Origin of the sequence: Burkholderia sp. HI4860 (assembly GCF_002223045.2) — a bacterium.
In the GTDB taxonomy this organism is placed as follows: Bacteria; Pseudomonadota; Gammaproteobacteria; order Burkholderiales; family Burkholderiaceae; genus Burkholderia.
Map to the genome: position 1 here is coordinate 75,533 of NZ_NKFO02000004.1, position 19,750 is coordinate 95,282.

Below are 19,750 nucleotides of genomic sequence, written 5' to 3' on the forward strand. Positions count from 1 at the left end.
TGTATATCTGGATCTTCATCGAATTTAGGTGTACTACCGTGACGCCAATGGTGTAATACGCATATAGCCGTTGTCACGCGCGCTTTCGATCTTAGGTCGAACGGTATTAAAAGGGTTTTACGGGCGTCATACCGGCATACGCTATATCCAGCTTTGAGTCTTGGCTCTACCTTATCGATATCGCGATTTTAGGCGTCGTACCGCTTAAAGGCTTGCGCAGCAAGGCTTTAAGCACCCGCAACGGAGTTGCGTGGTGTGTGACCGTCCGGTCGGGGGGTGGGGCTTGCCCCACGGGTCGCCCCTCGGACGGACGGACGGTATCTGGATGGTGATACCCGGACGGGTCCGGGTATCACCGGTTTTTCAGCAGGCGTGGCGATCGGCATCGCAGCCAGCAAGAGCGAGGATTTCGTTCCGTTGAGGCGTTCGCCTGGGTGGAGCACCGCGAAAATTTTGCAGAAAAGTGAAGGTTGAGTCACCGACACGAAAGAGAGAAAAACGAGGCGAGCGTCGATCCGTTCCGCACAGGGAAAAAACGGAATAGGGAGGTCGAACGGAGGCAGGGAGCGGACAGGGGGAAATTCGGAGCGACGAGGGTGGTTATGCCACGCAGGTTTTCCACATATCCACGGGTCCGAACCGACGCAGCGATGCGCCTACATCGCAAGAGCGTTGGCCGCGCGCCGTTTTCCACAACGGTGTTGGTTGTGGGAAACGGGAGAAGCGCGGGGACCGGTGGGTATGTGGAAAACCTGCCGGCGTGCGCGGATTACGGTCGTGGATAGATGGGGTGTCGAGCAACAGCCAGAGAGAAAACGCTGTGAGCACGATCGGTTTGGCGGTATTCGGCGGGCGCGACTTGGCGGCCGCCGATCACGGTCTGCGCAATTCAGGATTGCGCACTGAATGGGTGGTCCGCGCGGGGCGACGGCTGCGCAACGGCGCGGGCGACGCCCCGCGCGGCGACTGTGCGAAAAAAAGCGCGGGGCGGGCGCTCGCGCGCTGGCTTGGTCGGGTCGACGGCCGCGACGGTGGCGGCCGCCGCGCTCGAGCTACGCAATGCGTGCATTGCGTCTGGGTGGATGGTCCGCGCCGGGCGGCGGCTGCGGAATGGCGCGGGCGCCGCCCGGCGCGGCGACAGCATGAAAGTCGCGGGGCCGGGGGCTCGGCGAGCGGGTTGGTCGGGCCGGCGGTCGCGACGGTGGCGACCGCCGTGCTCGAGCTGCGCAATGCGAGCATTGCGCTCTGGCTAGGTGGTCCGCGCGGGGCGGTGGCCGCGGAATGGCGCGGGTGACGCCCCGCGCGGCGACAGCAGGAAAAATGCGGGGGCGCCGGATCAGCGCTCGGAGCGGTTGCGTCGGCGGCCGCGACGGTGCCGGCCGCTGCGCGCGAGTTGCGCAGCGGGCAATTGCGCCGCGACGGATGACGCGCGGGGCAGCGGTGCGACAGCGGGGTATCAGGCCTCAGTGCTTTACGTTGCGCGGCCGAATTCCGTTACACTTCGCGGCAAGGGGGAGGGACAAGATGGAGTGATAGAGGCCATGACAGCAGATGCAGGGAAGACAGCGCGCAAGCCGCGATCGATCGAAGACGAGATCGCGAGGGCGGCGGCGAAGCTGAAAAAGCTGCAGGACCAACAGCGCGAGATGATCCGCAGGGATCGCGAGCGGAATCATAAGGCGGTGCTCGAGCTGCTGCGCGCGGAAGGGCTGGACGAGATCCCGGCGGAACAGTGGAAAGAGCGGCTTGATGCGGTAAAAGTCGCACTCGCGAAACCGTGCGAGACCCCGGTGCCGGCGAAACCCGCCCAGGGCGTGCCGGCCGCCGCTGTCGCCGACGGCGCGTCGGTGTGATCGTTGGGGCAATCCGGCGACGCACGAAGTGTGCGCGGAGCGGGATTGCCCCGATTCGTTTGCGCAGCGCGCAAACTGGCTAACGCATTGGTCGCGGGCTGGCGGGTGGTCGCGGCGTAGCGGCGAGCGCCCGCCAGCCCGCGACGCCGCGAAAATCCCGGCTCAGGCGTGCTCGTGTACGGGCGTCGTCACGGTCAACGTGAGGCCGAGCGCGCGCACAACACGCAGGATCGTCGCGAATTCCGGGTTGCCGTGCTCGTCCAGCGCTTTGTAGAGGCTTTCGCGGCCGACGCCCGCGTCGCGCGCAATCTGCGTCATGCCACGCGCACGCGCCACGGTGCCGATGGCTTCCTGAATGTCGGCGGAATCGCCGGTCTCGAACGAAATCCGCAGATATTCGGCCTGCGCCTCGGGCGTGTCGAGGTATTCGGCCGCATCGAACGGCGTTGTCTTGATACCCATGTCAATCTCCCAATTGCGCCGAAAGCGCGATAGCACGCTCAATGTCGCGCTGCTGCGTTGACTTGTCGCCACCGCATAGCAGGACGACGAGCGTTGAGCCTCGTTGGACAAAGTAGACGCGATAGCCGGGGCCGACGTGCACGCGCATTTCGCTCACTCCGGCACCCACCGGCTTCATGTCCCCATATTGGCCGCGCGCGAGCCGTTGAATCCGCTTGGCGATCTGCGCGCGCGCGATGTGATCGCGTAGGCCGCGCAACCATTTCGCGAAGTCGTCTGTCTGCTCGATTCTCATATCCTATATAGTATCCCATAGGATACACGATTTCAAGATGCATTCTGGGTGCCGGCTGAACGCCCCGGCGACGCGAAATGCGCCCGTCGAAGGGGGTACGGTTTTCACGCGACGCGCTCGACTTCTACAAGCTGCGACCCAAAAGGCGCTTCCGCACGGCTCCAAGCCTCTTCGAAGCTGCTTGCGTCGATGATCTCGACGTCGAATCCAGTCTCTGTCTTGTAGGTGATCGCCCACTGTGCCTGCATGTCATTCTCCTTCGCGAACTCCGGCTAAATCGAATGCGGGTCGCGTCGATGACGCGTTATTTCGAAAACGCGCCGTCGAACGCGGCGCGTTGCGTGTCCGACAAGTGCGCCGCGTCGATCTGCGTCGCGCGGTTCACGATCATCAGCGCGTAGGGTTCGGCAAGAATCCGCGCTTCGCGGCACAGGATTGGATCACCGTCTACGCTCGGTTGGCGTGCGCGCCAAATGTTGATCGCGCGCTCGATCTGCTCGATATGCAAAACTGTTGTGCTGTTCATCGTTTTCGCTCCGTGGAGTGCGCCGTGTACACGGCGCACGCAGGTTAGTCGATACATTCGTCGAAGTGCCAGCGCGACTCCATTTCCTTGGCGGCACCGATCGCCTCCTGAAGCGTCTCGCGTGGATGGCCGGTGTTCGGCTCGCAATCGCCGCCACGATGAGACACTTCGAGGGCGGGGACATAGCCGTGCCGGGTCAGGCTCACGCTCGGGCGCGTTTCGTTCAATCCGTCCATGTCGCTGAACCATTCTCCAAACCAGACGACCCGACCGCATTCCTCGGCTTCGAAGCCGTCATCCCAATACGGAAGAAGAGTGGGCTCGTCCGCCAGCATCAGCGACATGTCGGACCCTTCGCGGCACGCGCGCACACCGCTCTCTCGGGCGCAGATAACGGCGTCAATCAAGTGCTGCTCCGCGTTCCACTGGTTTCCGGCAATCGCGGCGATGCCGTGCAGCGCAAGCTGTATGCGCGCTTCGAGGGCAAAATCGAAACTGTCGATGGGAGGGCGATCATTTTTCACAGCTCGCTCCGATCGGCGCGCCAGCTTCTGCGCGCCGGCAAGTGGGTCAATGGAAGATGCCGAGCGCTTCACGAACGACGCGTTGAGCGCTCGCGGCGCCGTAGCGCTCGCCGCGCGCGTACGCCTTTTCGTAGATCATGATCGCGACATTGATTTGCCACGCAGTCCAGTCGATCGTGGGCAGCGTAAATGCCAGTTCGCCATCGTCGCCATGATGTACCCCGATGGAGGACGCAGCACGTTCGGAACACGCAATTGCGAAAAATCCTTCGGTGATACCTTCGATCATCAGTTCGTCAGTCTCGTAGCTCATCGTGAGTCTCCGGGTTATTGCCAAACCGGCGACCACGCGCCGGACGAAAGGCGAAACAGGGTGATGCGCTGAGCGCAACCGTCGGTCCTCGTTTCGAGCCGCACAGCGCGCGCGTCGTCATCAGGGCGGGTCCAGCGGTACAAAACGCGAATGGGGGCATCGACCGGGCAGCCGAGCCAGTGCGCGGCGGTCGCGCGCAGGCGATTTTTCGTGTGTCGAATGCCTGCCTGGCGGTGAGCCTCGGGGGGTGCGGGGGGAACGCCCGCGCGTGTGTGCGTGATTCGGTCGGGGGTGGTTGTGCTCACGATTTCGTCCTTTTGTGTCGGGTTGTGGATCTGCCATTGGGAGCCGCCTCGACGCGGGTTTAGCGCGGGCGGGCACGGGTGCAAGGGCGCGCCCGGAGGCCGCATGCGGAGCGCAGGCGTAGCCGAGCACCGAACGGGTGAGGACGTGGGCGGAGCGAAGCGCAGGCTTTACCCTTGCGCCCGTGCCCGCCCGCGCTATGCGTCGAAAAGGGGCGGCTCCCAATGGCAGATCCACGCGCTTAACCCGGCGCAAAAGGATGGAGCGCAACCACGCGGTTTCCCCGACCGGATCGCGCACACGGCGCGGGGCAGCCGGCCCCGCGCCCCCTCGGCCGGCGTAGCCGGCCGCTAGACCTGCTGTCCGCCCGCGCGTAGCGGGCGCGTACTCCACGAGCAAGCGAAGCGCGCAGCGCCGGCACGGCGCGCAGACGTCAGGGATTGAAGCCCGTCAGGGGCGAGACACGCGCAGCGGGGCTCGACGCGCAGCGCGAAAGCCCGGCCCGGAGCGAAGCGGAGGGAGACGCCCCAGCAGCGAGTCAGGAAAGTGCCGCCAGCGCATGCGCCACAGCGACGGGCGCGCATGCGCAGCATCGGAAAGGTGATCCTTTACGGGAGCGGCAGAGAATCGAAAAGTGAGAACTTTCGGGAGTAGATCATCATGCTGCGGACGGCCCGCCGAAGGACACTGACCGGCACACTGCGCCAGCGGGCGTAACGCACCCGCTGGCGTCGATCCGGTCAATCTCGCGGCGGCATGCCTTTGCCTTCCGCTACAGCGGCATCGTCGCGCACGTCGTCGGCCGACACGGCCAGAGCACGGGCGTCGGGCTCCGCTTCCTCAGCGCTCGCCTCGGCATCCGACGCCTTCGCCGGAACGTCCCACAGCTTCACCCGCACGACTTCGGCCTTCGCGAAATGCTCAGGCAACCAGCCGCGCCCCCCGATCAGCCGTTCGGCCTCTGTCGCCGCGTCCCCCTTCTTGAGCTTCGCCACGCGCATCGCATCGGAAGGCGACACGGCCGCGCTCACGACGTCCACGATCCGATCCTTCGAAACATGGTCGAAATATCCCGCCTTCGTCGGTTGCCACGCATCCGCGAGATTCAGCCCGAGCGCCGGGATCAGCGCGTTGATCGCGTGCGGCCGCTCGTCCGGGCGCACGCTGTCCACGCTCGCCGCGACGTACTGCGCGAGGATCAGCTGCAGGCGCTCGTCGGTCTGCTCGATCAGCCAGCGCAGCAGCGCGTCGCTGTCGTGGGGGATTACGCCTCCCCAAACCCGGCGTTGCTCTCGGCGCATGGTGAACGCAAGGTCGTCGTCCAGTTCCGGCGCATGCTTCGTCAGGGTGTGGGAGTGGTCGCGGAACGTCACGTCCAGCGCGCTGCCTTCGGTACTGTGGCCGTACTCGCCCGCCAGCAGCCGGTGCACGAGCGCGGCGAGCGCGACGTGCGGCTGCTGCGCGAGGGCGGCGGCAACGGCCGCCGTGCGATGCGCGTTCAGACGCAGCGCCAGCCGTTCGGAGTGCGGCCCCTTCACGGGCTTCACAGCCGACACGGCGACGCGCGCGGGCTGACCATCTGACGAGTCGTCGTCATCGTCGTCACCATTCTCGCCACTTTCGGTCGTCGCGGCTGCAACCGGCTCACGCGTAACGAGTCCGCGCTCGATCACGGGCTCGCCGTCAGCATCGAGCGAGAGAAGCGCCCCAGCCTGCGCCATGTCGTCGGGATGGTAGACGAGCAGGGACTCTTCGATTTCGTCACGACGCACGGTCAACGCTTCTTCTTCCGCCTCGACGCGCTCGGCGACTTCGTCGTCTCTCTCGTCGGCATCCCAAAATTGGGCGAGTTCGGCCAGCCGCTGATCGATCGCTGTCAGTTCTTTCTCCACCTCATCGGTGGGTTCCGTTCGACGCGGCAGCACCGGGCGGAACTGCGACCGGGTGGCATGGTCGCGTTCCGGCATGGCTTTCACCCACGCCCAGCCTTCGGCCAGCACCGACGCGCCGAGCGCTTCCAGTTGCTCGGTCGCGAGGCGCAGCATCAGCGCATGATCGCGATACCACGCATCCTCGGCTGCGGAGAACAGGTCGCGTCGCACGGCACCGCCAGCCGCTTCGAACGCCTCGACGCCTACGAATTTCGCGACGCGGTTGCTCACGAACGACTGTTCGTCGCGCACGAAGCGGCGGCGGATCGCGTGCGCGTCGCGGTTGTACGGCTCGGCGTCGAACCACGCGGCCTCTTGCTCGTCGTGACTGTCCGACAGCGCGAGCGCCTGCATTTGATCGAGCTTGATTTCACCGGTGCGGAACAGGTCGACCAGCTTCGGAGAGACGCGTGCGAGCTTGAGGCGGCGCTGCACAGTTTTCGGATGCACGCCGTACAGGTCCGCGATTTCCTCGATCGATCGACCGGATTCGACCAGAATCCGGTAAGCGTCGCATGCGTCGGCCGGGTGCATCGGCTCGCGCATTTCGTTCTCGGTTGCCGACAGCAGCACTGCGTCCTCGACCGGCACGACCCGGCAGCGCACCGGGTGGTCGGCGGGGATGTAGTCGTGTTCGAACAGGTAGATGAGCGCGAGGCGGCGGCGTTCGCCAGCGGCCGCGCCGAACGTCTGCGCCCTCCGCGCGCCGACCTTCATTGGATGGACGATCAGGTTCTGGAGCAGACCGACTTTCCAGATATTGAGGGCGAGTTCCTTGATGCCGGTGGGCGGCACGCGCCGCACGTTGTAGGGGGACGCGACGAGCCGTTTAAGCGGAATGTCGCGCAGCTCGTCTGCCGTTCGGTGAGCCTCGGGGGGTGCGGGGGGAACGCCCGCATCGTGGGCGAGGGCCGGGATCTCGGTGGTCACTGCGTTCATAAAAGCCTCCTTTACGTCGGGGTGGAAAAAGCTGCCATTCGGAGCCGCCTCGACGCATGGGGAGTGCGGACGCGCAGGCACTGCAAGGGCGCGAGCAAGGCCGCAGCGCCGCGGCCGCCAGGCCCGGCGACCGGGCGCCGCGCGCGGCAACGCGAACCCTTGCGGTGACGGCGGGCCGCACTATGCGTCGGGATGAGGCGGCCCGATGGCAGCTGATGCGCCGACGGGAGAGGCTGGAACGCGGGGACGGCTGCCGAGACCCGGACATCGCCGGCGCGGGGCCGCACGCGCGGCCCGAGCGCGAACTCCGCGCGGCTCGCCGCGTGGCTGACGGGGCGGCCAGCGCCGGGGCCGGACGCCGGTGGCGGCCGAGCCCCAGGAGCGGACAGCCCGTTTCTCTGGCGCGCGGGTGCCTGCGGCTTGCGTGCCTGGCGCAGCCGGGCGCGCAAGGTGCCGCGCGCCGGCTGGATATTGGGAACGGTGAAGATCCACCGCGGCCAGCTGGGGCGAGCAGTCCCCGCCCGCGCCGGCCGCTCGATGCGGGCGGGGTGGGCCGCCCCGGATCAGTGGAACATCTCGCGGTACGGAATCGGCTTTCCGCGTTCCAGGCGCCGGCCGGGCCCGCGGGCCCACGCCGGCGGTGGAACATGGTCGAGCGGCGAACACCGCCGGCGCCAGGCGCGCGCCGGCCGCCGCGAGTCACTTCGAAGCGTTTCGGCGCCCGTCAATAACGCCAGCGTCGTACGCCGCGGTCAATGCGGCACGGATACACCAGACGGCACAATCGTGGAAATCCAGCCGGTCGCTGTAACGCGTTTCAAGCGTGTCGATGTTCAGATGGATACGCGCGATCGCAAACAGCAACATTTCGAATTCGCCTTTGTTCATGGGTTTCTCTGGAAAGGCCGGCCCCGGGCAAAGCCGGGGCCGGCGAGTGGATTTATCGCCGCGCGCACTGGCCGGCCTGGAACGCTTCCAGCATCGCGTAACGCAACGACGTCGGCAGGACTTCGATTTCCGTATCGGAATCCCATACGTCCGAGATCTCGGGACCGAAGGCGTTTGCAGCGATCGCGGCCAAAATTGCATCAATCAAATATCGGGGCATGCTGTTCTCCAGTTGCGCCGGCCGCAGCGCGCGGCCGGCGCTCGTGTGGTCAAGAAAGCTGCACAGCGCCGCAGTTCTCGGCCAGGCAGAAGGCGAAATACCAATTTCGGTACAGTTCGGCGAACAGGTGATCGCAATCGGCGTCGATTGCCCCAAGGAACTGACTGAAATCGTCGGCCAGCTTTGCGGAAGTCCGAGTGCCGATCGTTCCCGACGTGATCGAGAAATCGATCAGTTCCTTGAACGGGCCGTCCTTTGCCGCGATGGCGCCGTTCGTATGGCAGATCCGCGCGGCGCCGATCGAGATCGCCGGGTAATCGGCGAGCTCGGCCAGGCGCTCGCGGAAGATGTCGTGCATGACGTAGGTGCCGGCGCTGAACTCGAACGAATTCCGGTAGCGGTAGATACGCGCCATGTCCAGGTCGCTGGCGCGGTGCGGGAACCGCGCCGCGGCGTCGAGGCGGACGCAAAACACGTCGACAGGGTCGCCGTTTTCGTTCGTGCGGGGATGGTCGAGCTGCTCGAGACCGGAATAGGCTGAAACGATCAGTTGCATGATGAATGTCCTCTGTTCGGGTCTTAGGCGGCGGCCAACGCGGCGCCGGCGACGGGCGCCGTCAGGCGCGCCTTGGCGGCCGCAAAGTAGGTCGCGTCCAGTTCGATGCCGATATACCGGCGCCCGAGCTCGCGGGCGGCAACGCACGTCGAGCCGGAGCCGGCGAACGGATCCAGTACGACGTCGCCGGGCTGCGTAAAAGCGGAAATGAGTGTGCGCAGCGCGGCGACCGGCTTTTCGGTCGGATGGTGGCGATTGCCGCTGTACGGAAACGGCATGACGTCGGCGATCGGCGCCGCCGGCGCCACGGGCCGCCCCTTGGCGAGCAGGTAGGCGGATTCGTGTTGGTACTTCACCAGGCCGGCCTTGGACGCGTAGGATTTCGTGAAGACGAAGTGGCCGGCCACGCGAAAGCCGGCGGCCTTCCAGGCGTCGAAAAACAGGTCGACCTTGTTCCAGCCGTAGAACGAAATGCACACGGCATCGCGTTTCAGGACGCGGAACATTTCGGCGAACGCCGGCGCCAGCCAGTCGCCGTTCACGTCGTTCGCGATCGAGCGACCGCTCCGATCGCGGAAATTCACGAGGTAAGGCGGGTCCGTCACGATACAGTCGACGGATTCGGGGGCGAGTTTGGGCATGGCGACCAGGCAGTCGCCGTTGTACAAATAGCTCACGGTCAGCTCCATAGAGTTGAGATAGGGGCAGCCGGAGCACAGCCAGAACGATCTGGCTCGCAAACCGTGCTACCCGGAGCTGGCGAGCGCCCGCAGGGGAATGGCGGGCAAGGGGACCGTGGAATACCGGAGTGCGCGAAGCGCGCGAGGATATGCCGCGAAAGCCCCTTGCAGGAGCGGGGCGCCGTGCGACATTCGTCGCGCACGGCGCAGCGGTCCGTCCGCCAGGACACGGCGGGCGAACGTGGGCTCCGGGTTGAAAGGTCGACGGCTGTGGAATGCCGACGGAAGGGGATGGACCTGCAGGACGTAGCGGACCGACGGTGCTGCGTCCCGGTCATGAGCGCCGCGGCGATCTCCGATCGCGCGGCGCGATCGCGATTCCGTCAGCGCGGCCGCGAGAGCGGCCGCCGCGCAAACTTGCCCGTACGACGGCCGAGCAGGTTAAGGTACGGCAGCGTCAGAACAGCGCCAGTTGCTGCGCCTCGAGGCGCACATCTCGACGCTGCACGTCGACGTCGCTCGCGAGCAGCTCGATCGATGCACCATCCGGGTCTTCAACGCTCGCGTCGAGCCGAATGTCCGCACGTCGCGTGGCGTCGGCCGCACAGATGCGCTCGAATTCTGCACGCGTAGCGGCCAAAAGGGCACGCGTGGCATGCTCGGGCAGCACGCAGTCGGCCGACGCGTACTGGCCGTCAAAGAATCGTGTCACGCCATACCGTTCTCCGCCGCCGTGCCTCGGCTGGTATACGACCAGAGCGATACGATCGGCGTCGCGCAGGCCGTTGGACCAGCCCGCTGGCCCGCAAGGCGCTAGACCACATTCAGCGGCGATCGCCGCGCCGCGCGCAATCAGATCGGCGTGCGCACGGTCGATGACGCGATGCAGATTGGGCATCTTCAGGAAAAGTTGATTCATTGGGTCGTCCTGGTCGTGCTCGAGGCAGCCGAACCACGGCGGCTGGCTGCCCGCAAAATGTGAGATCGCGCACCATCCATCATCACCATGTGCGCGACGATCGGCGTCAGCTCATCGGGAACTGTCGGGACGCTCCCGCCACGCCTGCACCTCGTAAACTTTCATGAGCTCGAACGGGGTCTCGCCGTCTGGCTCGATGCCAGGGTTCTCCAGAATGACGTGCAATGCATCTGCGTCGCTCAGGGCGGCCAAGGCCGTCAGGAGCTGCTCGCGGCCAGCCTTGCGCGCACGAGCCCACTCGCTCCCGTCCTCGTCGTTCCAATCCGGTACGGTGCGCAGCTGAAGGCCATACGCGCGGGCCGCTTCAATTGCTGCAGTTTCGATCGCTGTCATGTTTCGCTCCTTGGTCACTCCGGTCAGTGGACATCGCGGCGCACGAATAGACGCGCGGCCGTGGCCGAACGGGGAAAGCCATGCACGTCGGACGTCTCGGCAAGCATTGCGGCGACGTCCATCTGCACGTTAGATCCCGAGCGAACGCTGCCCGCCCGATGCACGCCGATCACCTCGAGCAGCTGCAGGTCGCCCGCGCGATATCCGTCGACCGTCATCGAGGCGCGCACGTCCGGCGCCAGCCGATCGCCGTAGCGCGACGCGAGCCGCGTGAGCACACGCTCAACCGCGCGATCGCTGAATTGTCGCGACAGCGCGATCCGATCTGCGGCGAGGCGGACCGTCCGCCGGCCGCTGGACGTCAACATGAAGTGTTCGACCCGCTCGAGCCTGCCGCCGTCGGCCAGACGGGTGGCCTGCAGCGGCATCACAAGGCGCGCGACCTGGACGTCTCGCGGGCCATCGGTCCAGTCGATGGTCAGCTGCGTGCCGCGTTCGTTCTTTGCGACGCGCACTGCGAACGACGTCGCGGGGAAACCTTCACGCAACACGGTCTGCACCAACTGCGCGGTCTCGACAAGCGTCAGCACGTCGGCCAGCACCGCGGGCGCGGTTGCGGAATCCCGGCTGCCCCGCGCGCGGACGGACTCGGAGATTTGGGTACGGCGATCTGCAATGTGATGGAACATGTTGAACCTCGAATGATGGTGTACGGGACAACGTGAGGCGAGGGCGCCGGCGGCGGCCGCCGGCGCGTTCGGGTTAGCCCTTCAACTTGCGCATCTCTTCGGCGAGCACCCACATGGCGCGATTCAGGCGGAGATCCTGATCGATACCGGTCACACCGCGTGTCGACATCCGACGGCCGGTGGCCGAGCGACCACGCACCCCGCCCTTGATCACGTTCTCCTGCACGCGCTGGAACGTGGTCCAGAGGTCGGGGCGGTTGTCTTCGGTACGACGCGCGCGAAGCAGCTGATCCTCGGTGATCGGCGCGGGCGCTTCGGTCACGTCGTACCGGAGAGCCAGCACCGACCGCGCGAACGCCTGTTGCTCGCCTTCATCAAGCTGCGCGGCTTCCATCTCGCTCTTGCATTCGCGGATCAGGTCGAACCCGTCGAGCACCTCGTGCGCGCCGTCGACGACGTGGTCGACGACGTCGCCTTTGTGCGGCACCCGGATGTCGTGCGTCGTGTCGCCGAATACGAGACCGTTCTGGCAGACGAACCGGAAGTAACCGGCCAGCATCTGGTAGCTGCTCGACCCATCGTGGCTGTTGAGGAGGATGATTTCCGGGGTTTCCGGCGACGCGACCTGCGACGCGTGCCGCAGTCGGAGCATGTGCTTCGTATGCTCGCGCTTCGCGGCGACGCGCACGCGGGTCTGACAAACCATGAAGGGCTGGAACCCTTCTGCGCGAAGCTTCGTGAGGATCTCGATGGTCGGAATGTACGTGTATCGGTCCGACCGTGAGTCGTGCTTGTCCCCGGCGAAAATCGACGGCGCGACCTCACGAATCTGGTCATCGGAGAGCGGCGTGTTCGAGCGAAGGATCGGGGCGTTACTGCCAAACTTGGTTGCGAGTTGCATGGTTTTCTCCAGTGAAGATTCAGGTTCGATGCGAGTCGTTCAGGAATTCGCTGGCGTCCGTCAACACCAGACGACGTGGTCGTAAGCGACGGTGCGCCGGTAGTAGTTCCGTCCATCCCAGGGCGTGTACGTGTATTCCATGTACGCACAGTGCAGGACTCCTATCCAATGGTGCAATCGGTTCGTTTCCATCGTGACCTCCATCTGCGGTTGGTTTGCTCTTCAGGCCGACCGGGACCCAAGATTCCGAGTCCCCACGTAGGGGTTGTGCCGGTGCTGCCTGGACTTCGGCAGAACTGCTGCCGCCAGTCCCCTGAGTTCGTCGTCCCGCGACTGAAGGAGCCTGCCGGCGGGCGTGTTCAAGGGCGGTCGCAAAGCCGCACGCGGAGCGCAGCCCGAAGGGCGAGCACCGAACGGGTGCTGCGGCCGGCGGAGCGGACCCTTGAATGCGAACGACGGTGGGCTACGGTCGCGTTTGGGACGGCGAGCTCAGGGGACTGGCGGAATGCGGATAGTTGAGACGGCACCGGCTCGCCGCGCGGCGAGCGCCCCGTCTTGCGGCCGCGGCCGCAAGACTGGTGAGGTGTGTGCCGCGTGTCGCGGTCGTTCGCGACACGCGGTTGCGCTATCCTTCGGCGTGATCGTGTGAAATCTAAGACGAGTCGATGCTCATTCGAGAACAGGGAAACCTCATCAAGGTGCTGCGCGTCGAGCCTCCCAAGCAACCGCGTGCAAGGGGACGTCGGCGCGAACATGTGCTCGGCACGTTTCGCGCCGACGAGCCGATACCGCCCGAGCTGCTCGCGGCACTAACTCCCGACGAACGCGAAGGGCTCGCACGCTGGCTCTCGGTCTACCGGGAAGGCCAGGCGCGCACGGAGGCGCGTGCGATGCTGGCCTCGGCGCCTGCGCAACTGGAATCGCTCGTCGGTGCACTCGAAGTCGCGGCCGACACCATGTCGGCCGCCGAGGCAGACCGTGTCTGGGCGCAGCTGCAGGCGATCGCGCGTACACTGAAGCGTTCCGGCCATCCGCGGCCGCGCGCTGTGCGCCGGCCGCCGGCGCCGCTTCCCGGACAGCAAGATTTCTTCGGCGAATGCGACGAGCTCGAGCAGCTGGCCGAACAATGAACACGTTCCACGCGAGAATTCGACCCATGCGTCCACACCGTATCGTCAAAGACAGCGGGCGCACGCGAATCCCGACACGCCGGGCAGAAGCTCAGATCGCGCATTTGCCGGGATGGCGACGCTGGATCGCGCGGCTTGCCCGCGCCTTCAGTAAGACGACCAAGGTCCATTGAGGATCGAGCAGACGAGGTCGTCGCCGCGCTGATCACGTGGCACGGGGACCAGTTGGGCGCGAGCCGCTGGCGGTGTTCGTCGAGGCGCTCGAGCGACTTGAGCGGATGCGGGAGGGTCGATCGTACGGCCGGCCGCCCGCGCGGCACCTTGCCACCGGATCCAGGCTCGGCTGACACCGCTGCAATTTCGACCGGATGTTGCGCTCGCCCCAGCCCCCTGATGTATATACAGTGTTTCGGCGGCACCGGCCGCCGCGCGCGAGAAGGTGGGACGGACAATCTGATTCGAGTGATCGACGTTCGAGAGATCGCAGTGCGCTCCCTGGACGGTCTGGCTGCATCGGCGACTACAAGCTGGCCACCGCGCGCGGGAACCTAGTCCGCGTCCCTCGGAGTCAAGCATGATCGCCCCGCTAGGGCACCTGCTTGTAGGCGTCGAGGGTGCGCCCCGTCATCCGCACGAAACCCAGATGCAAGGCAACTGCCAGCCGGTAGAGATGCGAGCGGCGCCCATCGATCAGCGCTCGCTCGCGAGCGGAGAACGTGAAGAATATGTTGAGCTCGAACTCAGAGAGCTCTTGCGGGAAATGCCGCATGCCGAGATACGCCAACTGTCCGTGGTCCATCGCCCGCACTCCCGCGCGAAAAACGGACTGTGCAGCGTAGCGAGAAATTATTCGGCGGGCAATCGCAAACCGAAATATGACAATCGTGCAAGATGTTCAGAGAAGCGAACCTGAGCGAAGCGCAGCTCCATCGCTTCTTGTGATGGAGGTTCCCACGATCGGAAGGTCAAGAGTATTTATTGGGGGTTAGAGCACTTTCAACATGACCGTAGCAGATCCCGGACACACGCCCTGGAACTGGCTGGATGCCAGCAAGAGATGAGGCACGTCGTTGCGCGCGACGCGCATGAAACCTTCCTTTGCGAAGTAGTCCTCGGCCGTCGTCGTGAGCAAGGCAACCGCTTCGACTGCACGGCTGCGGCATTGCGCGAGCAATCGCGAAACAATCGCCTTTCCCACACCGGCTCCTCGCGCCTGTTCCGCGACCGCGATTGAACGGATCAGCGCGAAGTTGCCGTGGAATTCGATGCCGCCGCATGCGACAAGGCCCTGGGAATTCACCACCACAACGAAGTTCGTTAGGGAAACGCTGATCAATGGACCAACTTCCGAAGTTGCAGGCGAGATGGCTTCAAATTTTCTGGATGACGAAGCGAATCGGCGCTCAATTCAGTGAATTTGGCGCGTAAGCGAGCCTCCCCTGCTCGCATTTTTCATACGCATGACGGACTGCTCCCATGGACCGATCGCAACAGATTTCGCGCAATCACCAGATTCGCCAGAGCGAACAGGCTGAACAGTTGCGCGGTGTTCTTGGCCAAGCCCTTGTATCGGGTCTTGCGATGCTGAAACAGATTCTTGACGATATGAAACGGATGCTCAACCCGCGAACGGATCTGCGCCTTGGTTCGCTCGAGCGCGATCACCAGGTCCTTCAGCGCTCCTTCTTGCATCGCCTTGATCTTTCCCCGCCTGGCAGCGACGTGCCACTTCACGGCCTTGCCCGCCATTTCCTCGCGCTTGTCGACGCCAATGTAGCCCGCGTCGGCGAACACCTGCTCTTCATGCCCGTGCAGCAGGGCATGAGCTTGCGATACATCCGACACGTTGGCCGCCGTGCCAACCACACTGTGAATCAGGCCCGAGTCGGCGTCGACGCCAATGTGGGCTTTCATGCCAAAGTGCCATTCGTTGCCCTTCTTCGTTTGATGCATTTCCGGGTCACGGCTCTTCCCGGCATTCTTGGTCGACGGCGGCGCTTCAATGATCGTCGCGTCAACCAGCGTGCCTTCCTTCATCATCAGCCCACGCTCGCACAGCGAGATGCCAATCTCGTCGAACAACTTCCGTGTCAGTTCGTGTTCGATCAGCAGGCGCCGGAACTTCAACAGCGTGGTTGCATCAGGCACGTTCTCGATCGCCAGATCGATGCCGGCGAAGGCTCGCAGCGTGATGCTGTCATACAGCGCGTCTTCCAGTCCTTCGTCCGACAGTCCGTACCACTGTTGCACGAAGTAGATTCGCAGCATCCGCTCAAGGCCAATCGGCGGGCGACCTCGCGTGCCCTTCGGATAGTGCGGTTCGATGGCCGACAGCAAGCGCTGCCACGGAACGACCTTCTCCATCTCTTCCAGGAAGCGTTGGCGCCTCGTCACTCGCTTCTTGCCTGCAATTTCCGCTTCCGCGAAGCCGATCTGCCTCTTCATCGTCGTGGGTCCGTTCCGTGAGCTGTCTTCTAAACGTCCTCGGCTACGTCTGCGATGACCGCCGAGCCGAATAAATCAGCGTTTCCTTAGGTGTTCCGCCGCGCCGGCGGTCGGCAAGTTGGACACGCGCAGGAGTGTCTCGATTGAGACCAGATCGGATACGGCGGCTGCACGAAGTTGCATGGTGTCGGTCCTCAGGTGGTGACGGCATCGGGTGTTCGGATGCGATTGACAATGCTTCGGGCTCTAACGACGTTCATGCGGCCGGCAAGCCGCGGCGAATTCCCGCGGTCACGGCATTTTGGCATGTCAGATACTGCGTTGATTCACGCGCTTAGACAGTTCCTCGGCGCTTTCCTTGCGTTCGCTGTACCGATCGACCAGGTAGGGACCGACGTCGCGCGTGAGCAAGGTTAATTTGACCAGTTCCTCCATCACGTCGACAACCCGATCGTAATACGCCGAAGGCTTCATCCGCCCAGCCTCGTCGAATTCAGCAAACGCCTTCGCGACCGACGACTGGTTCGGGATGGTCAGCATGCGCATCCAGCGGCCCAGCACGCGCATCTGATTCACCGCGTTGAACGACTGCGAGCCGCCGCTGACCTGCATCACCGCGAGCGTTTTGCCCTGCGTCGGCCGCACGGCGCCGACCGACAGCGGAATCCAGTCGATCTGCGACTTCATGATCCCGGTCATCGCGCCGTGCCGTTCCGGCGAGCACCAGACCATCCCTTCCGCCCACATCACCAGCTCGCGCAGCTCGACCACCTTCGGGTGGCTCTCGGGCGCATCATCGGGCAGCGGCAGGCCGCTCGGATTGAACACGTGGACCTCGGCACCCATCGCGGTGAGCAAGCGCTCGGCTTCCTCGACCAGCAGGCGGCTGAACGAACGCTCGCGAAACGAGCCGTATAAAAGCAAGAGCCGGGGCGGATGAGTCGACGGCGTCGCCGGCCGAAGTTGAGCGGCGTCCGGCACGCGAAACAGTGTAGCGTCGAGCTGCGGCAGGTCATTCAGATGCTCAGACACGCTTGCCCTCCGCATCGATCACGACCTCTCCGTCTTCCTTGGTGAACGGTCCCTTCTGCGGGTTCGGCAGAATGTCTAGGACGGCTTCCGACGGCCGGCAAAGCTTCGTGCCAATCGGCGTGACCACGATGGCCCGGTTCATCAAAATCGGATTCTGCCCGATGAAATCGAGCAACTCCTCATCGGTCCACTTCGGATCGCCAAGGCCGAGTTCCGCATAAGGCGTGCCCTTCTCGCGCAGCACCTCGCGCACGGTCAGGCCCGCGTCGGCCAGCAGCTTGATCAACGTTTCCCGCGACGGCGGCGTCTTGAGGTACTCGATCACGACGGGCTCCTCGCCGCTGTTGCGGATCAGGGCCAGCGTGTTACGCGACGTGCCGCAGTCGGGGTTGTGGTAAATCGTGATGTCGCTCATGTAGAGGTTCCTTTGTTTGATAGGTCGATGGCTTGCTGCCGGATTTGCGCGATCGCGAAGCGGAACAGAATCGCGCCCGCCGAGCCAATACCGGCCAAGGCCAATAGCGTGCCGGGATAGCCGTTCCCGGCGGCATACAGAAGTGACGCGACGAACGGGCCTGCTGCGATAGCGATCTGTACCGGGGTCGCCATTGCCCCGCTGATCGCCCCGTACGCAGCTCGCCCGTACAGTTCCGCCGGCAGCGCTCCGCGGACGATGGTCATGATGCCGTTGCTGATGCCATACAGTGCGGCGAATACGACGTACAACGGTAGCCAGTCACCCGATGCAAAGAGCAGGATCAACGACAACGGCAACAGGGAGATCGCTGCCATGCCGACGTGGCGCGTGCTGGCGCGTTTGCCGATCGTCGTCTCGAGCACGCGACCAAGAACCTGCATCGGCCCAACCAACGCACCCACCCATGCCGCGTTCGCGGCGGAAATGCCGTGTGCCTGCAAGACCGGGATCATGTGCAGCGACATCGCGGCGAACACCAGCGCATTGAGCGTGACCGCTGCCGTCACCAGATAGAAAGCCGGCTCGCGCAGGACAGCGATGAGGTTGGTAGCCGGATCTTCCGTGCGCGCCGCTGCAACCCCGTGCGTTGCCTTGCCGCGCTTCGGTAAGGTGGCGTGAATGGGTAGGCAGACCAGCAGGTTCGCCACGGCATAGAGAAGCCATGTCTCTCGCCACCCGGCATGCTGCAACAGGGTTTGCGTCAGCGGCCAGAAAACCGCGCTGGCGAAGCCGCCGAACAAGGTCAGATGCGTGATGGCCCGGCGATAGTTGGTGCCGAACGCCTGCGTAATGACCGCGAACGCGGGCTGATACAGCGTCGCGCTCATTGCGACGCCAATGCCGGCCCATGCGAGATACAGCCCTACAACGCCATGCACGCGTGACAGGCAAGCAAGCATGAGCGCCGCAAGTAGCGATCCGGTTGCCATCAGCAAGCGCCCACCCATGCGATCGATGATGGCGCCAGCCGACGTGGAGCACAGCCCGGAGATCAGTAGCGCCACCGAGTAAGCACCAACGACAATCGGTTTCGACAGCCCCAGCTCGTCCTGCATAGGCTGCATCAGGACGCCGTACGCGTAGAACATCGAACCCCACCCGATGATCTGCGTCAGCCCGAGCGAGGGCGTCAGCCAAGCGCGCGGACGGGGCGTCCTGTTGGACATGTCAGGTCCGGCACTCGTACCAGCCCTTCGACTGGTTCACGATGCGCACCACCAGAAGCATGACCGGTACTTCGATCAGCACACCGACGACGGTGGCCAGCGCCGCACCGGAATGGAAACCGAACAGGCTGATCGCGGCCGCGACCGCCAGCTCGAAGAAGTTCGACGCGCCGATCAGCGCCGACGGGCATGCAATGTTGTGCTTTTCGCCGATCGCACGATTGAGCCAGTACGCGAGCGCCGAATTGAAGAACACCTGAATCAGGATCGGCACAGCGAGCAGCGCGATCACCAGCGGTTGCTTCAGGATCGCTTCGCCCTGGAACGCGAACAGCAGCACCAGCGTGGCCAGCAGTGCGGAGATCGACCACGGGCCGATCTTCGCCATCGCGGCATCGAACGCCGCCTGTCCTTTCGCGAGCAACACCTTGCGCCAGACCTGCGCGAGGATCACCGGAATGACGATGTAGAGCACGACCGACGTAAGCAGCGTCGCCCACGGCACCGTGATCGCGGACATGCCGAGCAGCAGCCCTACCAGCGGCGCGAACGCGATCACCATGATGCTGTCGTTCAAAGCAACTTGGGACAGCGTGAACAGCGGATCACCGCCGGTCAGCCGGCTCCATACGAACACCATCGCCGTGCACGGCGCCGCAGCGAGCAGGATCAGGCCGGCGATGTAGCTGTCGAGCTGATCCGCCGGCAGCATCGGCGCGAACAGGTGGCGGATGAACAGCCAGCCGAGGAATGCCATCGAGAACGGCTTGACCAGCCAGTTTACGATGAGCGTGACGCCGATGCCTTTGACGTGCTGACGCACTTCGTGCAATGCGCCGAAGTCGACCTTGACCAGCATCGGGATGATCATCACCCAGATCAGCAGTCCGACCGGGAGGTTCACCTGCGCGTACTCCATCCGGCCGATCTGCTGGAACAGGCCGGGAAGCACCTGGCCGAGCGCGATGCCGGCGACGATACACAGCGCGACCCAGACGGTCAGGTACCGTTCGAAGAAGTTGATGGAGGGCTTTGCGACGGCCTTGCCGGGCGGGGCGATGTTGGACGTGTTCATTGGACAGGGTTCAGTCTCGAAGTCGTTGGCGG

At 64.5% G+C, this 19,750-nt stretch carries 24 protein-coding genes and 1 pseudogene; 3 read left to right on the plus strand and 22 right to left on the minus strand.

Features of this window, described 5'->3' with window-relative positions:
* The first annotated feature begins 790 nt into the window (after window positions 1-790).
* Both CFB34_RS33165 and CFB34_RS33170 read left to right on the plus strand, forming a co-directional pair.
* Window positions 791-1,294: a hypothetical protein gene (locus CFB34_RS33165; protein ID WP_143277545.1), complete on the plus strand. Its 504-nt coding sequence runs from the start codon at window positions 791-793 to the stop codon at window positions 1,292-1,294.
* A gap of 247 nt (window positions 1,295-1,541) precedes the next feature.
* The gene (locus CFB34_RS33170; protein ID WP_027811057.1) at window positions 1,542-1,853 is read left to right on the plus strand and encodes a hypothetical protein; all 312 of its coding nucleotides are present in this window, start codon (window positions 1,542-1,544) and stop codon (window positions 1,851-1,853) included.
* A gap of 162 nt (window positions 1,854-2,015) precedes the next feature.
* Here CFB34_RS33170 and CFB34_RS33175 read toward each other — a convergent pair whose 3' ends face one another.
* The 15 genes from CFB34_RS33175 to CFB34_RS33245 form a co-directional block, all read right to left on the minus strand.
* On the minus strand, window positions 2,016-2,315 hold the full coding sequence (locus CFB34_RS33175; RefSeq protein ID WP_027811056.1) for an addiction module antidote protein: 300 nt from the start codon (window positions 2,313-2,315) through the stop codon (window positions 2,016-2,018).
* A 1-nt stretch (window position 2,316) separates the two neighbouring features.
* Window positions 2,317-2,610: a type II toxin-antitoxin system RelE/ParE family toxin gene (locus CFB34_RS33180; protein ID WP_027811055.1), complete on the minus strand. Its 294-nt coding sequence runs from the start codon at window positions 2,608-2,610 to the stop codon at window positions 2,317-2,319.
* A 104-nt stretch (window positions 2,611-2,714) separates the two neighbouring features.
* Window positions 2,715-2,858: a hypothetical protein gene (locus tag CFB34_RS33185; protein ID WP_154233621.1), complete on the minus strand. Its 144-nt coding sequence runs from the start codon at window positions 2,856-2,858 to the stop codon at window positions 2,715-2,717.
* Between the two features lie 56 nt (window positions 2,859-2,914).
* On the minus strand, window positions 2,915-3,136 hold the full coding sequence (locus tag CFB34_RS33190) for a DUF3717 domain-containing protein (RefSeq protein WP_027811054.1): 222 nt from the start codon (window positions 3,134-3,136) through the stop codon (window positions 2,915-2,917).
* A gap of 44 nt (window positions 3,137-3,180) precedes the next feature.
* Window positions 3,181-3,732, minus strand: a complete 552-nt coding sequence (locus CFB34_RS33195) for a hypothetical protein (protein WP_077186813.1) — start codon at window positions 3,730-3,732, stop codon at window positions 3,181-3,183.
* Entirely contained in the window at window positions 3,707-3,973 is a 267-nt protein-coding gene (locus tag CFB34_RS33200; protein WP_027811052.1) for a hypothetical protein, read from the minus strand. The genes CFB34_RS33195 and CFB34_RS33200 overlap by 26 nt, the downstream gene beginning before the upstream one ends.
* Before the next feature lie 1,043 nt (window positions 3,974-5,016).
* Window positions 5,017-7,146, minus strand: a complete 2,130-nt coding sequence (locus CFB34_RS33205; RefSeq protein WP_039350079.1) for a ParB/RepB/Spo0J family partition protein — start codon at window positions 7,144-7,146, stop codon at window positions 5,017-5,019.
* A 699-nt stretch (window positions 7,147-7,845) separates the two neighbouring features.
* The gene (locus tag CFB34_RS33210; protein WP_027810081.1) at window positions 7,846-8,034 is read right to left on the minus strand and encodes a hypothetical protein; all 189 of its coding nucleotides are present in this window, start codon (window positions 8,032-8,034) and stop codon (window positions 7,846-7,848) included.
* A gap of 52 nt (window positions 8,035-8,086) precedes the next feature.
* Window positions 8,087-8,254: a hypothetical protein gene (locus tag CFB34_RS33215; RefSeq protein ID WP_165581456.1), complete on the minus strand. Its 168-nt coding sequence runs from the start codon at window positions 8,252-8,254 to the stop codon at window positions 8,087-8,089.
* A 49-nt stretch (window positions 8,255-8,303) separates the two neighbouring features.
* A complete protein-coding gene (locus tag CFB34_RS33220; RefSeq protein WP_027810082.1) occupies window positions 8,304-8,810 on the minus strand; it encodes a hypothetical protein in 507 nt (168 codons plus the stop codon).
* 23 nt (window positions 8,811-8,833) lie between these two features.
* A complete protein-coding gene (locus CFB34_RS33225; protein ID WP_027810083.1) occupies window positions 8,834-9,487 on the minus strand; it encodes a DNA methyltransferase in 654 nt (217 codons plus the stop codon).
* A 460-nt stretch (window positions 9,488-9,947) separates the two neighbouring features.
* Entirely contained in the window at window positions 9,948-10,409 is a 462-nt protein-coding gene (locus CFB34_RS33230) for a hypothetical protein (RefSeq protein WP_027810084.1), read from the minus strand.
* A gap of 111 nt (window positions 10,410-10,520) precedes the next feature.
* Window positions 10,521-10,802, minus strand: coding sequence for a hypothetical protein (locus CFB34_RS33235; protein ID WP_034175683.1), 282 nt, complete (start codon window positions 10,800-10,802; stop codon window positions 10,521-10,523).
* 23 nt (window positions 10,803-10,825) lie between these two features.
* The gene (locus tag CFB34_RS33240) at window positions 10,826-11,491 is read right to left on the minus strand and encodes an LPD29 domain-containing protein (RefSeq protein WP_027810086.1); all 666 of its coding nucleotides are present in this window, start codon (window positions 11,489-11,491) and stop codon (window positions 10,826-10,828) included.
* Window positions 11,492-11,564: 73 nt separating this feature from the next.
* On the minus strand, window positions 11,565-12,392 hold the full coding sequence (locus CFB34_RS33245; RefSeq protein ID WP_027810087.1) for a DUF932 domain-containing protein: 828 nt from the start codon (window positions 12,390-12,392) through the stop codon (window positions 11,565-11,567).
* 665 nt (window positions 12,393-13,057) lie between these two features.
* Here CFB34_RS33245 and CFB34_RS33250 point away from each other — a divergent pair.
* Entirely contained in the window at window positions 13,058-13,522 is a 465-nt protein-coding gene (locus CFB34_RS33250; RefSeq protein ID WP_027810088.1) for a hypothetical protein, read from the plus strand.
* Window positions 13,523-14,111: 589 nt separating this feature from the next.
* On the opposite strand, the pseudogene CFB34_RS33255 reads toward CFB34_RS33250, so the two are convergent.
* The 7 genes and pseudogenes from CFB34_RS33255 to arsB form a co-directional block, all read right to left on the minus strand.
* Window positions 14,112-14,321 (minus strand): annotated as a pseudogene (locus tag CFB34_RS33255) (DUF4158 domain-containing protein); the annotation flags it as partial.
* Window positions 14,322-14,507: 186 nt separating this feature from the next.
* Window positions 14,508-14,858: an arsenic resistance N-acetyltransferase ArsN2 gene (gene arsN2 / locus CFB34_RS33260; protein ID WP_242808740.1), complete on the minus strand. Its 351-nt coding sequence runs from the start codon at window positions 14,856-14,858 to the stop codon at window positions 14,508-14,510.
* 116 nt (window positions 14,859-14,974) lie between these two features.
* Complete coding sequence (locus CFB34_RS33265; protein WP_006412423.1) at window positions 14,975-15,967, minus strand: IS5-like element ISBmu2 family transposase; 993 nt, start codon at window positions 15,965-15,967, stop codon at window positions 14,975-14,977.
* Window positions 15,968-16,276: 309 nt separating this feature from the next.
* Window positions 16,277-17,014: an arsenical resistance protein ArsH gene (gene arsH, locus CFB34_RS33270; RefSeq protein WP_077186795.1), complete on the minus strand. Its 738-nt coding sequence runs from the start codon at window positions 17,012-17,014 to the stop codon at window positions 16,277-16,279.
* The gene (gene arsC, locus CFB34_RS33275; protein WP_027810091.1) at window positions 16,992-17,414 is read right to left on the minus strand and encodes an arsenate reductase (glutaredoxin); all 423 of its coding nucleotides are present in this window, start codon (window positions 17,412-17,414) and stop codon (window positions 16,992-16,994) included. The genes arsH and arsC overlap by 23 nt, the downstream gene beginning before the upstream one ends.
* Entirely contained in the window at window positions 17,411-18,643 is a 1,233-nt protein-coding gene (locus CFB34_RS33280) for an MFS transporter (RefSeq protein WP_027810092.1), read from the minus strand. The genes arsC and CFB34_RS33280 overlap by 4 nt, the downstream gene beginning before the upstream one ends.
* 1 nt (window position 18,644) lies before the next feature.
* A complete protein-coding gene (gene arsB, locus CFB34_RS33285; RefSeq protein ID WP_027810093.1) occupies window positions 18,645-19,718 on the minus strand; it encodes an ACR3 family arsenite efflux transporter in 1,074 nt (357 codons plus the stop codon).
* Window positions 19,719-19,750 lie beyond the last annotated feature (32 nt).

Excerpts from the sequence above, each read along its gene's own strand:
- CFB34_RS33215 (WP_165581456.1), bottom strand. The coding sequence starts at position 8,254 with ATGCCCCGATATTTGATTGATGCAATTTTGGCCGCGATCGCTGCAAAC.
- CFB34_RS33280 (WP_027810092.1), bottom strand. The coding sequence starts at position 18,643 with ATGTCCAACAGGACGCCCCGTCCGCGCGCTTGGCTGACGCCCTCGCTC.
- CFB34_RS33205 (WP_039350079.1), bottom strand. The coding sequence starts at position 7,146 with ATGAACGCAGTGACCACCGAGATCCCGGCCCTCGCCCACGATGCGGGC.
- CFB34_RS33175 (WP_027811056.1), bottom strand. The coding sequence starts at position 2,315 with ATGGGTATCAAGACAACGCCGTTCGATGCGGCCGAATACCTCGACACG.
- CFB34_RS33240 (WP_027810086.1), bottom strand. The coding sequence starts at position 11,491 with ATGTTCCATCACATTGCAGATCGCCGTACCCAAATCTCCGAGTCCGTC.
- CFB34_RS33230 (WP_027810084.1), bottom strand. The coding sequence starts at position 10,409 with ATGAATCAACTTTTCCTGAAGATGCCCAATCTGCATCGCGTCATCGAC.
- arsC (WP_027810091.1), bottom strand. The coding sequence starts at position 17,414 with ATGAGCGACATCACGATTTACCACAACCCCGACTGCGGCACGTCGCGT.
- CFB34_RS33250 (WP_027810088.1), top strand. The coding sequence starts at position 13,058 with ATGCTCATTCGAGAACAGGGAAACCTCATCAAGGTGCTGCGCGTCGAG.
- CFB34_RS33235 (WP_034175683.1), bottom strand. The coding sequence starts at position 10,802 with ATGACAGCGATCGAAACTGCAGCAATTGAAGCGGCCCGCGCGTATGGC.
- CFB34_RS33265 (WP_006412423.1), bottom strand. The coding sequence starts at position 15,967 with ATGAAGAGGCAGATCGGCTTCGCGGAAGCGGAAATTGCAGGCAAGAAG.
- CFB34_RS33170 (WP_027811057.1), top strand. The coding sequence starts at position 1,542 with ATGACAGCAGATGCAGGGAAGACAGCGCGCAAGCCGCGATCGATCGAA.
- arsB (WP_027810093.1), bottom strand. The coding sequence starts at position 19,718 with ATGAACACGTCCAACATCGCCCCGCCCGGCAAGGCCGTCGCAAAGCCC.
- CFB34_RS33210 (WP_027810081.1), bottom strand. The coding sequence starts at position 8,034 with ATGAACAAAGGCGAATTCGAAATGTTGCTGTTTGCGATCGCGCGTATC.
- CFB34_RS33190 (WP_027811054.1), bottom strand. The coding sequence starts at position 3,136 with ATGAACAGCACAACAGTTTTGCATATCGAGCAGATCGAGCGCGCGATC.
- CFB34_RS33220 (WP_027810082.1), bottom strand. The coding sequence starts at position 8,810 with ATGCAACTGATCGTTTCAGCCTATTCCGGTCTCGAGCAGCTCGACCAT.
- CFB34_RS33185 (WP_154233621.1), bottom strand. The coding sequence starts at position 2,858 with ATGCAGGCACAGTGGGCGATCACCTACAAGACAGAGACTGGATTCGAC.
- arsH (WP_077186795.1), bottom strand. The coding sequence starts at position 17,014 with ATGCGGAGGGCAAGCGTGTCTGAGCATCTGAATGACCTGCCGCAGCTC.
- CFB34_RS33200 (WP_027811052.1), bottom strand. The coding sequence starts at position 3,973 with ATGAGCTACGAGACTGACGAACTGATGATCGAAGGTATCACCGAAGGA.
- CFB34_RS33180 (WP_027811055.1), bottom strand. The coding sequence starts at position 2,610 with ATGAGAATCGAGCAGACAGACGACTTCGCGAAATGGTTGCGCGGCCTA.
- CFB34_RS33245 (WP_027810087.1), bottom strand. The coding sequence starts at position 12,392 with ATGCAACTCGCAACCAAGTTTGGCAGTAACGCCCCGATCCTTCGCTCG.